12 protein-coding genes are annotated in these 15,797 nt (G+C 57.4%); 10 read left to right on the top strand and 2 right to left on the bottom strand.

The genetic code is table 11. The annotated features are described in order from the left end of the window. Positions 1 to 52: 52 nt before the first annotated feature. Positions 53 to 895 carry an NADPH-dependent 7-cyano-7-deazaguanine reductase QueF gene (gene queF, locus A6013_RS06750; protein ID WP_069732757.1) on the bottom strand — a complete coding sequence of 281 codons (843 nt, stop codon included), beginning with the start codon at positions 893 to 895 and terminating at the stop codon, positions 53 to 55. Between the two features lie 69 nt (positions 896 to 964). On the opposite strand from queF, the gene syd reads away from it, so the two are divergent. From syd to A6013_RS06790, 8 genes are all read left to right on the top strand, one after another. Next, the gene (gene syd, locus A6013_RS06755; RefSeq protein ID WP_028014266.1) at positions 965 to 1,510 is read left to right on the top strand and encodes a SecY-interacting protein; all 546 of its coding nucleotides are present in this window, start codon (positions 965 to 967) and stop codon (positions 1,508 to 1,510) included. A gap of 630 nt (positions 1,511 to 2,140) precedes the next feature. Further along, positions 2,141 to 2,470, top strand: a complete 330-nt coding sequence (locus A6013_RS06760) for a YqcC family protein (RefSeq protein WP_028014265.1) — start codon at positions 2,141 to 2,143, stop codon at positions 2,468 to 2,470. Further along, positions 2,467 to 3,243 (top strand): tRNA pseudouridine(65) synthase TruC, encoded by a 777-nt coding sequence (gene truC / locus A6013_RS06765; RefSeq protein ID WP_028014264.1) that lies wholly within the window; start codon positions 2,467 to 2,469, stop codon positions 3,241 to 3,243. Before A6013_RS06760 ends, truC begins: the two co-directional genes overlap by 4 nt. A 24-nt stretch (positions 3,244 to 3,267) precedes the next feature. After that, complete coding sequence (locus tag A6013_RS06770) at positions 3,268 to 3,717, top strand: flavodoxin (RefSeq protein WP_028014263.1); 450 nt, start codon at positions 3,268 to 3,270, stop codon at positions 3,715 to 3,717. Positions 3,718 to 4,009: 292 nt separating this feature from the next. After that, the gene (gudP, locus tag A6013_RS06775; protein WP_041908405.1) at positions 4,010 to 5,365 is read left to right on the top strand and encodes a galactarate/glucarate/glycerate transporter GudP; all 1,356 of its coding nucleotides are present in this window, start codon (positions 4,010 to 4,012) and stop codon (positions 5,363 to 5,365) included. Beyond that, positions 5,365 to 6,705, top strand: coding sequence for an enolase C-terminal domain-like protein (locus A6013_RS06780; RefSeq protein ID WP_069732813.1), 1,341 nt, complete (start codon positions 5,365 to 5,367; stop codon positions 6,703 to 6,705). The genes gudP and A6013_RS06780 overlap by 1 nt, the downstream gene beginning before the upstream one ends. Before the next feature lie 15 nt (positions 6,706 to 6,720). Next, complete coding sequence (gene gudD / locus A6013_RS06785) at positions 6,721 to 8,058, top strand: glucarate dehydratase (protein ID WP_028014260.1); 1,338 nt, start codon at positions 6,721 to 6,723, stop codon at positions 8,056 to 8,058. 77 nt (positions 8,059 to 8,135) lie between these two features. Next, the gene (locus A6013_RS06790) at positions 8,136 to 9,275 is read left to right on the top strand and encodes a glycerate kinase (protein WP_028014259.1); all 1,140 of its coding nucleotides are present in this window, start codon (positions 8,136 to 8,138) and stop codon (positions 9,273 to 9,275) included. Between the two features lie 89 nt (positions 9,276 to 9,364). On the opposite strand, the gene barA is transcribed toward A6013_RS06790, so the two are convergent. Further along, on the bottom strand, positions 9,365 to 12,124 hold the full coding sequence (barA, locus tag A6013_RS06795; protein WP_069732758.1) for a two-component sensor histidine kinase BarA: 2,760 nt from the start codon (positions 12,122 to 12,124) through the stop codon (positions 9,365 to 9,367). A gap of 57 nt (positions 12,125 to 12,181) precedes the next feature. On the opposite strand from barA, the gene rlmD reads away from it, so the two are divergent. Beyond that, positions 12,182 to 13,480: a 23S rRNA (uracil(1939)-C(5))-methyltransferase RlmD gene (gene rlmD, locus A6013_RS06800; RefSeq protein ID WP_069732759.1), complete on the top strand. Its 1,299-nt coding sequence runs from the start codon at positions 12,182 to 12,184 to the stop codon at positions 13,478 to 13,480. Positions 13,481 to 13,531: 51 nt separating this feature from the next. After that, entirely contained in the window at positions 13,532 to 15,763 is a 2,232-nt protein-coding gene (gene relA / locus A6013_RS06805; RefSeq protein WP_028014256.1) for a GTP diphosphokinase, read from the top strand. The last annotated feature ends 34 nt before the right edge of the window (positions 15,764 to 15,797 follow it).

Here is a 15,797-nt window from a genome sequence, read left to right on the forward strand (position 1 = left end):
GTTTCACAACACTTCGGAGGAATACCGCACGCATATTGTGAAAATATTTATATTATTGACGCACCAGCCGGCCCGTTGCCGGCACAAAATCGGTGTTAGTGCGCCACGGGTTAATGTCCAGCCCGCCACGGCGGGTATAGCGCGCGTAAACGCTCAGTTTCTCCGGCTGGCAGAAACGCTGAATATCGTTAAAAATACGCTCCACGCACTGCTCGTGAAATTCGTTGTGATGGCGGAACGACACCAGATAGCGCAGCAGTTTTTCCCGGTCAATTTTCGGGCCTCGGTACTGGATCTGCACCGAACTCCAGTCCGGCTGGTGGGTAATCAGGCAGTTGGACTTCAGCAAATGGCTGACGAGCGTCTCTTCAACCACTTTTCCGCCCGCCGCGTTTTCGAGGTAATCGGCGCTGAATTCATAATTCTCCACCTCGATGTCCTGCTCGTCGATGCAGGTTCCGTGGAAATGGGCAATGGGCTGTCCTTCCAGCTCGTGCAGGCGGTATAACGAGACGGACACGTTCCCCTGCGCGCAGGCGGCTAAATCCCGCTCCAGCGTTTGCTGAACCTCGTCCCAGCTGTTGAACCGGGTCTGGTTGAAGCTGTTGAGATAGAGCTTAAAGCTTTTGGACTCGACCAGGTTCACGCTGGCATAGTCCAGCTCAACGTGGCCCACGGCCACCTGCGGCAGACCGCGCGCGTTAAGCCAGGAGAGTTCGTACAGCGTCCAGATATCGCCGCCGACAAACGGCAATGCGTCCGCATGCAGTCCAAGAGGATCGCGGTTCAGGCTGCGCGGCACGCCCTGCAGCAGGCTTGCATCGTAGGTATCGCGGTAATCGGTCGATTTACCCAGCGTTAGGCCGGTTAACGCCTGATGATTTTCGTAAGACATGTTTCATAGCCACTTTACAGGTACACTTATGGGCAGAGTTTATCCTGTCTTACAAGAAGAGAGAAATCGGTGGACATCGAAACTGCAAATGCCCTTACTACCTTCACAACCCGCTATTGCGACGCGTGGCATGAAAAGCACGGAACATGGCCGCAAAGCGCTGATTTATATGGCGTGCCGTCGCCGTGCATTATCTCTTCGCAGGATGACTATGTTATCTGGCAGCCGAAGCCCAATACCGCTGAGCAAAATGTAAATGCGGTTGAACGGGCTATGGACCTTGTGGTACAACCAGCGGTTCACGCGTTTTATGCCACGCAGTTCGCAGGGGATATGCCCGCGCGCTTGGGTGATTTGACGCTGACGCTGTTGCAGACCTGGAGCGAAGACGATCTGCAGCGTGTTCAGGAAAACCTGATTGGTCATCTGGTCACGCAAAAACGCCTTAAGCTTTCTCCGACGCTCTTTATTGCCACGCTGGACAGCGAACTGGATGTGATATCCGTCTGCAACCTGTCCGGGGAAGTGATTAAAGAGACCATCGGTACCCGCAATCGCGAAACGCTCGCCCCCTCTCTTGCGGATTTCCTTACCCGTCTTGAGCCACTTCTGTAATCCATGATGCTACGACGCGTGTGAGAGATCTCTTACAAGGTTTGTGAGAGATCGCTGGATCATTCAGTATTGCCTTATTTAATTCAGATTAATATCACTCTGTTTTTCAAAGAATTAGTTGTTCATCGCATCTTTTTTAGGGATTTCTTACGGCTTACAGTGCTGCAAGGGTGGGTTGTAAGACGAAGCGGAATAGCGGATTCTATCTCCGTCGACAGGACGCCGACACGAGAAACGAACATCAGGATGATGGCGTTTCTTACTCAGGACACGTCAGGATGGCGCTGCAGGAAGGCTTCAGGATGAAGCAAAAGGATAACGCAGGATGCGTAAGGGACACCTCCAGGAAGGAGAACGAGAACCGAACAGGATGGTCGGTGGGTCAGGAAGGCCAGGACGTTTCAGGATGAAACAAACACGTCAGGAAGATGTGTGCAGGATGCAAAAGGTATAAGGATGACCAGGCCTTCGGGCATCAGGAAAAGTTGTCACGGAAGAGCAGGGAGCACGAATTGTAGCTGGAATGCTGCGAAACGAACCGGGAGCACTGTTTTTACAGTGCTCCCTTTTTTATTTCTGTCTTCCGCAATGCTATGCTGCGCGCCGTTCACTTTTTCAGTTGAGGTTACTATGACGCAACACGATAGCGTTCGTGCTCAGTTGCACGCCATCGAAGCCCTTTTGCGCCAGCATCAGCTGTGGCAGGAGACCGCGCCGAATCCGGAAGCGTTTGCCAGTACCCAGCCATTCTGCCTGGATACGCTGGCACCGTTCGAGTGGCTCCAGTGGGTATTAATTCCGCGCATGCACGCGCTGCTGGAAGGCGGCCACCCTTTGCCGCAGGCGTTCGCCGTTTCTCCCTACTATGAAATGGCGCTTGAGGCGACGCACCCTGCGCGCGATGTGATGCTGGTTGAGCTGGAAAAACTGGACGCCCTGTTTGCCGGTGAAGAGGCATGACGCTGGAAATCCTCTATCAGGACGAGTGGCTGGTGGCGGTGAATAAACCGTCTGGCTGGCTGGTGCACCGCAGCTGGCTGGATCGCGATGAGAAAGTGGTGGTGATGCAAACCGTGCGCGACCAGATTGGTCAGCATGTGTTTACCGCGCACCGCCTCGACAGACCGACTTCCGGCGTGCTGCTGATGGGGCTTTCCAGCGAGGCGGGCCGCCTGCTGGCGCAGCAGTTCGAACAGCACCAGATCCAGAAGCGCTACCACGCGATCGTTCGTGGCTGGCTGACCGAATCCGCCACGCTGGACTATCCGCTGGTGGAGGAGCTGGACAAAATCGCCGATAAATTTGCCCGCGATGACAAAGGCCCGCAGCCCGCGGTGACGGATTATCGCGGCATGGCGACAACGGAAATGCCGGTAGCAACCAGCAAATTCCCCACCACACGCTACAGCCTGGTTGAGCTTTTGCCCAAAACCGGACGCAAGCACCAGCTTCGCCGTCATCTTGCGCACCTGCGCCACCCGATTATTGGCGACAGCAAGCACGGCGATCTGCGCCAGAACCGCAGCGCGGCAGAGCATTTTGGCTGTAACAGACTGATGCTTCACGCCAGCGAGCTTAGCCTGACTCACCCGTTTACCGGTGAACCACTGATTATTCGTGCCGGGCTGGACGACGTCTGGATGCAGGCGCTGTCACAGTTTGGCTGGCGGGGACAACTCCCCGAAAATGAAAGGGTTGAGTTTGTATCAGGCAACGTTCAGGATGAACGGTAAGCGCAATAATTACGGGAGCAAAGCATGGCTGAAGTAGGCATTTTTGTCGGCACGATGTATGGCAACTCGCTGCTGGTAGCGGAAGAGGCTGAGGCGATTTTGACAAGCCAGGGCCATAAAGCCACGGTCTATGAAGACCCGGAACTGGCGGACTGGGAAAAGTATAAAGATAAATACATTCTGGTAGTGACCTCCACCACCGGTCAGGGCGATCTCCCGGACAGTATCGTGCCGCTTTTCCAGGGCATTAAAGATCGGCTTGGCTACCAGCCGGACGTTCACTACGGCATCATTGCCCTCGGCGATAGCTCTTACGCCAACTTCTGCGGCGGCGGCAAGCAGTTCGATGCGCTTCTTCAGGAACAGAGCGCCCAGCGCGTCGGCGAGATGCTGTTGATTGATGCCGGTGAGCATCCTGAACCCGAAAGCGAGTCGAACCCGTGGGTTGAACACTGGGCAACGCTTCTTAAATAGTTTCGTAGGCCGGGTAAGGCGTAGCCGCCACCCGGCAACAAAGCCGCATCAAATCCTCAATTCCGTGAAGTATCTTCCACTGCTTTGGGCTTATGCCTCAAACCACGTTCCCCACACTCCTCAATGTTGTGTTTCTGCACGGTGAGCGAACCTGTCACTCCTTCATATACTTTTCCGGTCACAATAAAACGGCTCTAGGCCGTACTAAAACGACAAAACTTATCTCATTCTGATTACCCTACCGGTGCTGTACAGAATGAACAGGCGAAAGCTATGTTTCAGGAGTGCAACAATGAGTACATTAAGCCACGCAGCGAGCAGCGCTGAAAAGCGCACTAATGCCCGCTACTGGATAGTGGTGATGCTGTTTATCGTCACGTCCTTTAACTATGGTGACCGCGCCACGCTGTCGATTGCCGGCTCGGAAATGGCAAAAGACATCGGCCTTGATCCGGTGGGCATGGGTTACGTTTTCTCTGCATTCTCGTGGGCCTACGTCATCGGCCAAATTCCTGGCGGCTGGCTGCTGGACCGTTTTGGCTCTAAACGCGTCTATTTCTGGTCCATCTTTATCTGGTCTGCTTTTACCCTTTTGCAGGGTTTCGTCGATATCTTCAGCGGCTTTGGCATTATCGTGGCGCTCTTTACGCTGCGCTTTCTGGTAGGCCTGGCGGAAGCCCCTTCCTTCCCGGGCAACAGCCGCATTGTCGCGGCCTGGTTTCCTGCGCAGGAGAGGGGAACAGCGGTGGCAATTTTTAACTCCGCCCAGTATTTCGCAACGGTGATCTTTGCGCCCATTATGGGCTGGCTGACGCATGAGGTGGGCTGGTCGCACGTCTTCTTCTTCATGGGCGGGCTTGGGATCGTCATCAGCTTTATCTGGCTGAAAGTGATCCACGAACCGAATCAGCACCCTGGCGTGAACAAGAAGGAGCTGGAATACATTGCTGAGGGCGGGGCGCTGATCAATATGGATCAGAAATCTGACAAAGCAAAAGTCCCCTTCAGCCAGAAATGGGCGCAGATCAAGCAGCTCGTCGGCTCGCGCATGATGATCGGTATCTATCTCGGTCAGTACTGTATCAACGCCTTAACCTACTTCTTTATCACCTGGTTCCCGGTTTATCTGGTGCAGGCGCGCGGCATGTCGATCCTCAAAGCGGGGTTTGTTGCCTCGGTCCCGGCAATCTGCGGCTTCATCGGCGGCGTGCTTGGCGGGGTCATTTCCGACTGGCTGATGCGCCGCACGGGTTCGCTGAACATCGCGCGTAAAACGCCGATTGTGCTCGGCATGCTGCTCTCCATGACCATGGTGTTCTGTAACTACGTCAGTGCCGAGTGGATGATTATCGGCTTTATGGCGATGGCCTTCTTCGGCAAAGGGATTGGCGCGCTGGGCTGGGCGGTGATGGCGGATACGGCACCGAAAGAGATCAGCGGCCTGAGCGGCGGTCTGTTCAATATGTTCGGCAACGTTTCCGGGATTGTCACGCCTATCGCTATCGGCTACATCGTCGGCACCACGGGGTCTTTCAACGGCGCGCTGATCTACGTTGGTGTGCATGCCCTGGTGGCGGTGCTGAGTTACCTGGTGCTGGTGGGGGATATTAAACGCGTCGAACTTAAACCTGTTGTGGAGCGCGGATGATGACAACACAATCAAGCCCTGTCGTCACGGAAATGAAAGTTATCCCGGTGGCCGGTCAGGACAGCATGCTGCTCAATATTGGCGGCGCGCATAACGCATGGTTTACCCGCAATATCGTGGTGTTGACCGATAGCGCAGGTAATACCGGGGTGGGTGAAGCCCCCGGCGGGGAAGTGATCTACCAGACCCTGGTAGAGGCTATTCCACAGGTCGTGGGCCAGGAAGTGGCTCGTCTGAACAAGGTGGTTCAGCGGGTGCATAAGGGCAATCAGTCGGCGGACTTTGATACCTTCGGCAAGGGCGCGTGGACGTTTGAACTGCGCGTCAATGCGGTCGCCGCCCTGGAAGCGGCGCTGCTGGATTTACTCGGTAAAGCCCTTAACGTTCCGGTCTGTGAACTGCTGGGGCCAGGCAAACAGCGCGATGCGGTCACCGTGCTGGGCTATCTGTTCTATGTTGGCGATCGCAATAAAACCGATCTCCCCTATCTGGCTCGTTCACCGGGTGACCACGACTGGTATCAGCTGCGCCATCAGGAAGCGCTCTCCAGCGAGACGGTTGTGCGCCTGGCTGAAGCTGCGCAGGATCGCTACGGCTTTAAGGATTTCAAGCTGAAAGGCGGCGTGCTGCCCGGCGAGCAGGAGATTGAAACGGCCCGGGCGCTGAAAAAACGCTTCCCGGAGGCGCGCATCACCGTTGACCCGAACGGCGCCTGGCTGCTGGATGAGGCGATTAGCCTGTGTAAAGGTCTCGGGGACGTGCTGACCTACGCGGAAGACCCGTGCGGCGCCGAGCAGGGCTTCTCAGGCCGCGAGGTGATGGCCGAATTCCGCCGCGCCACCGGGCTGCCGGTTGCGACCAATATGATCGCCACCAACTGGCGCGAAATGGGCCACGCGGTGATGCTGAACGCCGTCGACATTCCGCTGGCAGATCCGCACTTCTGGACGCTCTCCGGCGCGGTGCGCGTGGCGCAACTATGCGATGACTGGGGCCTGACCTGGGGCTGCCACTCCAATAACCATTTCGATATCTCGCTGGCAATGTTTACCCACGTTGGCGCGGCGGCGCCGGGTAACCCGACCGCCATCGACACCCACTGGATTTGGCAGGAAGGCGAAGCTCGCCTGACGAAAAATCCGCTGGAGATCAAAAACGGTAAAATTGCCGTACCCGATGCGCCGGGGCTGGGCGTGGAGCTTGACTGGGATCAGGTTCATCAAGCCCATGAGGCGTATAAAAAACTACCGGGCGGCGCGCGTAACGACGCGGGCCCGATGCAGTACCTTATCCCCGGCTGGACATTTGACCGTAAGCGCCCTGTTTTTGGACGTCACTGATAAAAGGATTACACGATGAGTACTTTTACGACCCCTGTCGTCACCTCCATGCAAATCATTCCGGTCGCAGGTCATGACAGCATGCTGATGAACCTGAGCGGGGCGCATGCGCCGTTCTTCACGCGCAATATTGTCATTATCAAAGACAATGCCGGCCATACCGGCGTGGGTGAAATTCCGGGCGGGGAGAAGATCCGCAAAACGCTGGAGGATGCCATTCCGCTGGTGGTGGGAAAAACGCTGGGTGAGTACAAAAATGTCCTCAACACCGTGCGCAATACCTTTGCCGATCGCGATGCCGGCGGCCGCGGTCTGCAAACCTTCGATTTGCGCACCACTATCCACGTGGTGACCGGCATTGAAGCCGCGATGCTGGATCTGCTGGGCCAGCACCTGGGCGTTAACGTCGCGTCGCTGCTGGGCGAGGGCCAGCAGCGCAGTGAAGTGGAGATGCTCGGCTATCTGTTCTTTGTCGGCGACCGCAAGCTGACGCCGCTGCCGTATCAGAGCCAGCCAGATGACCAATGCGACTGGTACCGCGTTCGTCACGAAGAAGCGATGACCCCGGATGCGGTTGTGCGGCTGGCAGAAGCCGCGTATGAAAAATATGGCTTCAATGATTTCAAACTGAAAGGCGGCGTGCTGGCGGGGGAAGAGGAGGCGGAAGCCATTACCGCGCTGGCAAAACGTTTCCCGCAGGCGCGCGTGACGCTGGATCCGAACGGCGCGTGGTCGCTTGATGAAGCGATCGATATTGGCAAGCAGCTGAAAGGCGTGCTGGCGTACGCGGAAGATCCGTGCGGGGCTGAGCAAGGCTTTTCGGGCCGCGAAGTCATGGCGGAATTCCGTCGCGCTACGGGGCTACCGACCGCGACCAATATGATCGCCACCGACTGGCGTCAGATGGGGCACACGCTCTCTCTGCAATCGGTGGATATCCCGCTGGCGGACCCGCACTTCTGGACAATGCAGGGCTCGGTGCGCGTGGCGCAGATGTGCCACGAGTTTGGCCTGACCTGGGGCTCGCACTCCAACAACCATTTTGACGTGTCGCTGGCGATGTTTACCCACGTTGCCGCCGCCGCGCCGGGCACCATTACTGCTATCGATACGCACTGGATCTGGCAGGAGGGTAACCAGCGCCTCACCAAAGAGCCGTTTGAGATCAAAGGTGGCATGGTGCAGGTGCCGTCCACGCCGGGGTTGGGCGTTGAACTGGATATGGATCAGGTAATGAAAGCACACGAGCTGTATCAAAAACACGGTCTGGGCGCGCGCGACGACGCGATGGCGATGCAGTACCTGATCCCTGACTGGACATTCGACAATAAACGTCCGTGCATGGTACGATAAACGCATTGGGACCGCTCCCATGAGCGGTTTCCTACGTGGTATATGCTTAACGTAACGACTATGCGTAAGGATGGCTTATGAAAATTGTTATCGCACCGGACTCGTATAAGGAAAGTTTGAGTGCGCTTGAGGTTGCGACAGCGATCGAGCGCGGTTTTCGCGAGATTTTCCCTGAGGCGGAGTACGTCAAACTGCCGGTCGCTGATGGCGGTGAAGGCACGGTTGAGGCGATGATCGCAGCAACCCGGGGACGCATTGTGCACGTTCCGGTGACCGGTCCGCTGGGCGAGCGCGTGGACGGGTTTTATGGGATATCCGGTGACGAGCAGAGCGCCTTTATTGAAATGGCGGCGGCAAGCGGTCTGGAACTGGTAGCCCCTTCACTGCGTGACCCTCTGAAAACGACCTCCTGGGGCACGGGGGAACTTATCCGCCACGCGCTGGATGCGGGCGTTAAGCATATCATCATCGGTATCGGCGGCAGCGCCACCAATGACGGCGGCGCCGGGATGGTGCAGGCGCTGGGGGCGAAGCTGCTGGACGACAATGAACAGCCGCTGGGGCAGGGCGGGGGCGAGCTGGATAAGCTTGCGCGGATCGACCTGAGCGGCCTCGACCAGCGTCTGGCGGAGTGCCGGATAGAAGTCGCCTGCGATGTGACGAATCCGCTCACCGGTAAGGATGGCGCGTCAGCGGTATTTGGCCCGCAAAAGGGCGCCACACCCGAGATGATCGTCACCCTGGACAACGCGCTTGCGCACTATGCGAGAGTCATTGCCCGGGATCTGGACATTGATGTGCTCAACCTTGCTGGCGGCGGTGCGGCGGGTGGCATGGGCGCGGCGCTGTACGCTTTTTGTGGTGCGCAGTTGCGCCAGGGCATTGAGATTGTGACCGATGCGCTACACCTGGCCGACCAGGTGGCCGATGCGGATCTGGTGATCACCGGGGAAGGACGCATCGACAGCCAGACGATCCACGGCAAAGTGCCGGTAGGGGTGGCGAAAGTGGCGAAACGCTTTAATAAGCCCGTTATCGGCATTGCAGGTAGCCTGACGGCGGATGTTGGCGTGGTACACGATCACGGCTTAGACGCGGTGTTTAGCGTGATCTACACCATCTGCTCGCTGGAGGACGCGCTGGAAAATGCCAGCGCGAATGTACAGATGGCCGCAAGGAATATCGCGGCGGTGCTGAAAGTAGGGCAGGCATTTTAACTGTGATTGCCGGGTGGTGGCTTCGCCTTACCCGGCCTACGTTAGCGCACCTGTAGGCCCGGTAAGCGTAGCGCCACCGGGCTTTTACCTCAGCTACCCAACACCTTCATCGCTTCCCGCGTCACGTTATCCATCTCATCCAGCAGTTCCAGGAACTCCGGTTCAAGCTCCGATTCCGGCGTACCCGCGCGCAGCTGCTGCTCCAGCAGCTGGCAGAGGTTTTTCAGCCGCGGCACGCCGCTGTAGCCGCAGCTGCCATGCAGCTTGTGGATCGCTTCCAGCAGCTCTTCCGGGTTCTCGCCCACCAGCTGTTCTTCAACCTTATTACGGATCTCCGGCAGAAACGCGACCAGCATTTGCAGCATCTCTCGCGCTAAATCGGGTTTCCCTGCCGCCTGGCGCAGCGCCAGCTGCCAGTCAAAGGTCGCATTTTGATTAACGCTAACCTCAACCGGCTCGCTGAAAACCGTATATGTTCCGCCAATGTGCCCCGGCTTATAGCGTAACAGCAGGTTATGAAGCTTCTCTTCGTCGATAGGTTTCGCCAGGTAATCATTCATCCCGGCGCTCAGCAGCTTCTCTTTCTGACCGGCCATCGCATGCGCGGTGACCGCAATCACCGGGGTTTGCTGCTGATGCGGGAGCTGGTGGATCAGCTCGCAGGCACGAATGCCATCCATGCCCGGCATCTGAATATCCATCAGAATTAAGTCGAACTGCATCTGTTTAGCCAGTTCAACCGCCTGGGCGCCGCTGGTACACAGCTCAACATGCTGAACCTGGTCTTCCAGCAATACGCCGATTAGCTTCAGGTTTGCCGGATTATCATCCACCGCCATCACGCTCATGGGCAGTTTTTGCTCGTCGTTAATCAACGGCAGTGCGTGCTGGCTAAGACGGCAATACTCCGTGAGGGCGGGCAGCAGGCGGGTCGCGGTGAGTGGTTTAAGCAGGCACGCGGCCGCCCCGTCGTTTTTCAACTCTTCCGCATTAAGCTGGGCGTGGCAGGGCAGCGCCAGCAGCAGATAGTCGGTCATCGACGCGGCTTTCGCCAGCCGCTCCTGCTGCATGGTCAGCTCGCCGGTGAAGGTCACCGGGATCCCCATCAGCAAAATGTCGTAATGATCAATGGCCAGGGCTGAGAAGGTTGGACTGTAAACCACCTCCAGCGGCGTGGTGCTTAAAATATCCAGCGCGCACTGCGCCGCTGCCGCGTTAGGCTCGACGTAGGCCAGGCGCTTACCTTTCAGACAGTCCGTCACCGGGCCGTCGGTCAGCACGTTCGGATTGAGGTCGAGGTTAATATGGAACCAGAAGGTTGAGCCGCGGTTTGGCTGGCTGTGGAAAGAGATATCGCCGCCCATTTCGTTCACCAGACGCTGGGTGATCACCAGCCCCAGACCGGTGCCGCCATGACGGCGGGAGATGCTGGCGTCTGCCTGGCGGAAGGCCTGGAACAGACGCGACTGATCCCGCTCCGGAATGCCGATACCGGTATCGCGGATTTGAACCTCAATCTGCACCTTGTTATTACTGATAGCGCGTTTTTCTACCAGGATGTCGATGTTGCCGCTTTCGGTGAATTTAATGGCATTCCCGACAAGATTGGTAATGACCTGCTGCAGGCGCAGCGGATCGCCAATAACGTTGTCCGGCACGTCGTTTTTAATATTGAGCGTTAGCTCAAGGCCCTTGTCGTGCGACGAGTGCGCGAGCAGCGTCACCACTTCATCGAGCGTACTGCGCAGCGGGAACGGGATGCTCTCCAGAATCAGTTTACCCGCCTCCAGCTTGGAGAAGTCCAGCACGTCGTTAATGATCGCCAGCAGGTTATTGGCCGAACGTTCAATGGTGTGCAGGTGATCGCGCTGAGTAGGATTCAGCTCGCTTTTCAGGGTCAGGCGGGTAAAGCCGATCACGCCATTGAGCGGCGTACGCAGCTCGTGCGACATATTGGCCAGAAACTCAGACTTAATACGCGCCGCTTCCTGAGCGCGCTTTTTCGCCAGATCCAGCTCAACGTTCTGGATCTCCATCTGCTCCAGCGTTTCGCGCAGGTCAGAGGTGGCCTGGTCAACGTTATGCTGCATCTCTTCGTGATAGGCCGCCAGCGACATCGCCATCGAGTTAATGCCGTTTTTCAGCATATCCAGCTCGCCCAGCATAAACCCTTCCACGCGGCTGTCGAGCTGTCCCCGGCGGATGCGGTCAACGGTATTAACCATGTTGCGGATGGGGCCCGTGACGTCGCGCATCAGACGCCAGCCGAAGATCAGCGCAATACCAATGCAGAACAGCATCATCACGCCGGAGATAAAAATTTCTTTGTACTGCTGCAGCCGTACCGACTTGAGATCCAGCTCAAGCGCTACATATCCCAACATGTTATTGCTGGATTTGGCATCGGATTGCGCAGACTCATCGGGTGAATAGCTTTCCGACACGATCGGCGTGCGCAGGATCATGATGTCGCCGCGCCGCAACACGGTGAGATGGCGCGGGAAGGGCGTACCGTCAGGGATCTTCAGCGTGGTCGGATCGAGATGAAAGTTTGAGGTGACAAACAGGCGGTTATGTTCGTCGTAGACGGAAATGGCGCGGACGATATCCGAGTGGCGGCGGTGGAGCACGCTGATTAACTGCCCAATGGATTCACGGTTTTGCAGGTTCATCCCATACTCGCTTGAGACGGCGAGCGGTTCGATAATGCTGGCGCCCGCGTCCTCCAGCTGTCGCTGCAAATCGTTATAGCGGTGCACCACAAAGAAGATACTCAGCAGCAAACCGATGAGAACGGTGGGGGCGAGGATCAAAATCATCATGCGCGCGCGCAGGCTGTAGTTGGTCATGGCGTTCCGTTATGGGACAATTAAGATAATTATGTTTATGTGAGAAAAATCTCGGCGATGGCGCAATTCTACTCTGCAAAGCGACGCGTGACGACGCGTCAAATCATTACTGTTGAAGCCACGGACCTTGATCCGTTTGGTCAGGGAGTGGCTCGTCACAACGGTAAGACTCTGTTTATAACAGGTTTGCTGCCAGGAGAACGAGCAGAAATTACGCTGACGGAAGACAAGCGTCAGTACGCGCGCGGACAGGTGAAGCGTCGCCTCAACGCGAGCCCGGAGCGCGTGGAGCCCCGCTGTCCCCATTTTGGCGTGTGCGGAGGCTGCCAGCAACAGCATGCGAGCACAGAATTACAGCAAAAAAGTAAAAGCCGCGCGCTGGCGCGCCTCCTTAAACACGAAGTTGACGAGATTATCGCCGATGAGCCCTGGGGCTATCGCCGCCGCGCGCGCCTGAGCCTGAGCTATCAGCCCAAAACGGAGCGGCTGGAGATGGGTTTTCGCAAAGCGGCCTCCAGCGATATTGTTGACGTGAAGCGGTGCCCCATTTTGGTGCCCCATCTTGAGGCGTTACTTCCGGACGTGCACCGCTGTCTTGCATCGCTCGACGGGGTGCGTTCATTGGGCCACGTTGAACTGGTGCTGGCGAACAACGGCCCGCTGATGGTGCTGCGCCACACTGCGCCGCTGTCGAAAAAAGATCGCGAAAAACTGGAACGCTTTTCGCATTCTCATGAGCTTGCGCTTTTCCTCGCGCCGCAAAGCGAGATACTTGAACAGGTATCGGGCGAAGCTCCCTGGTATGCGTCAGACGGGCTACGCTTAACGTTCAGTCCGCGTGATTTTATCCAGGTCAACGACGGCATAAACCAGCAAATGGTGGCGAAGGCCCTGGAATGGCTTGACGTACAGCCCACTGACCGTGTGCTCGATCTGTTCTGCGGCATGGGTAACTTTACCCTGCCGCTGGCGCGCAGAGCGGCAAGCGTGGTCGGGGTGGAAGGCGTTGAGGCGCTGGTGGTCAAAGGCCAGGAAAACGCAGAGCAGAACGGCTTGCAAAATGTGACATTCTTTCATCAAAATCTTGAGGAAGATGTCACTCAACAGCCGTGGGCAAAGCAGGGTTTCGACAAAATCCTGCTCGACCCGGCGCGTGCAGGTGCCCCAGGCGTCATGGCGCATGTTATTAAACTCGCGCCCAGGCGCGTGGTCTATGTTTCCTGTAACCCGTCAACGCTTGCCCGTGACAGTGAGGCGTTAATCAGCGCGGGTTACCAGATTCGGCGTCTGGCAATGCTGGACATGTTCCCGCACACTGGACATCTGGAATCGATGGCGTTGTTCGAGCACATCTAATTTGTTTGGCTTGTCGACTTCGACAGGCCCTGGTCCCTAAAGGAGAGGACAATGGTTGCGGTAAGAAGTGCACATCTCAATAAAGCTGGGGAGTTTGACCCACAAAAATGGATCGCAAGTCTGGGAATTTCCAGCCAGCAGTCGTGTGAACGCTTAACCGAAACCTGGGCCTACTGTCTGCGCACCACGCAGGGACACCCGGATGCCGATCTTCTCCTGTGGCGCGGCGTGGAGATGGTTGAAATCTTGTCCATGCTGAACATGGACATCGAAACGCTGCAGGCCGCGCTGCTGTTCCCCCTCGCGGATGCGGATGTGGTCAGCGAAGACGTGCTGCGCGACAGCGTCGGCAAATCCGTTGTAGCGCTGATTCACGGCGTGCGCGATATGGCGGCCATTCGCCAGCTAAAAGCCGCGCATACCGATTCTGTCTCCTCTGAGCAGGTTGATAACGTCCGCCGGATGCTGCTGGCCATGGTGGATGATTTTCGCTGCGTGGTCATCAAGCTGGCCGAGCGTATTGCCCACCTGCGTGAAGTGAAAGATGCGCCGGAAGACGAGCGCGTGCTGGCCGCCAAAGAGTGTACGAACATCTATGCGCCGCTGGCGAACCGCTTAGGTATTGGTCAGCTGAAATGGGAGCTGGAAGATTACTGCTTCCGCTATCTGCATCCGGCAGAATACAAGCGCATTGCCAAACTCCTGCATGAGCGCCGTATCGATCGTGAGCACTACATCGACGAGTTTGTCAGCGGGCTGCGCCAGGCCATGAAAGAAGAGAATGTGCGTGCCGAAGTTTACGGCCGGCCTAAGCACATCTACAGCATCTGGCGCAAAATGCAGAAGAAACACCTCGCCTTTGACGAGCTGTTTGACGTGCGCGCCGTGCGTATCGTGGCGGAGCGTCTGCAGGACTGCTACGCCGCGCTGGGGATAGTACATACTCACTTCCGCCACCTGCCGGATGAATTTGACGACTATGTCGCGAACCCAAAACCGAACGGCTACCAGTCCATTCATACCGTGGTGCTTGGCCCCGGCGGCAAAACGGTCGAGATTCAAATCCGCACCAAACAGATGCACGAAGACGCCGAGCTGGGCGTAGCCGCGCACTGGAAGTACAAAGAGGGCACTTCTGGCGGGGCACGCTCCGGCCACGAAGACCGCATCGCCTGGCTGCGCAAGCTGATTGCGTGGCAGGAGGAGATGGCCGACTCCGGCGAAATGCTCGACGAGGTGCGCAGTCAGGTCTTTGATGACCGCGTCTACGTCTTTACCCCGAAAGGGGACGTTGTCGACCTGCCGGCTGGCTCCACGCCGCTCGATTTTGCCTACCACATCCACAGCGACGTGGGGCACCGCTGCATCGGGGCGAAGATCGGCGGACGTATCGTGCCGTTTACCTATCAGCTGCAGATGGGCGACCAGATTGAAATCATTACCCAGAAGCAGCCAAACCCGAGCCGCGACTGGCTTAACCCGAACCTCGGTTACGTCACTACCAGCCGCGGACGCTCCAAAATTCACGCCTGGTTCCGCAAGCAGGATCGTGACAAAAACATTCTTGCCGGTCGCCAGATCCTTGACGACGAGCTGGAGCATATCGGGATCAGCCTGAAAGAAGCAGAGAAATTCCTGCTGCCGCGCTACAACTTCAACGAGCTGGACGAGCTGCTGGCGGCGATTGGCGGCGGTGATATCCGTCTGAATCAGATGGTCAACTTCCTGCAGGCCCAGTTCAACAAGCCTAGCGCGGAAGAGCAGGACGCGGCGGCGCTGAAGCAGTTGCAGCAGAAAACCTATGCCCCGCAGCAGCGCAGCAAAGACAACGGCCGCGTGGTGGTCGAGGGCGTGGGTAACCTGATGCACCATATTGCCCGCTGCTGCCAGCCGATTCCGGGGGACGATATCGTCGGCTTTATCACCCAGGGGCGCGGGATCTCGATCCACCGCTCCGACTGCGACCAGCTTGCCGAGCTGCAGTCCCATGCGCCGGAGCGTATCGTGGAAGCGGTCTGGGGGGAGAGCTACTCCGCCGGTTACTCGCTGGTGGTGCGTGTCACTGCCAACGATCGCAGCGGGCTGCTGCGCGACATCACCACCATTCTCGCCAACGAGAAGGTCAACGTGCTGGGCGTCGCCAGCCGCAGCGATACCCGCGAGCAGCTTGCCACCATCGATATGACCATCGAAATCTACAACCTGCAGGTGCTCGGCCGCGTGCTGGGCAAACTGAACCAGGTGCCGGATGTGATTGACGCGCGTCGTCTGCACGGCGGCTAAACATCCTCTTCCGTAGGCCGGGTAAGGCAACGCC

The sequence above is a fragment of the Enterobacter sp. IF2SW-B1 genome, from assembly GCF_001743375.1.
Classification (GTDB): Bacteria; Pseudomonadota; Gammaproteobacteria; order Enterobacterales; family Enterobacteriaceae; genus Enterobacter; species Enterobacter bugandensis.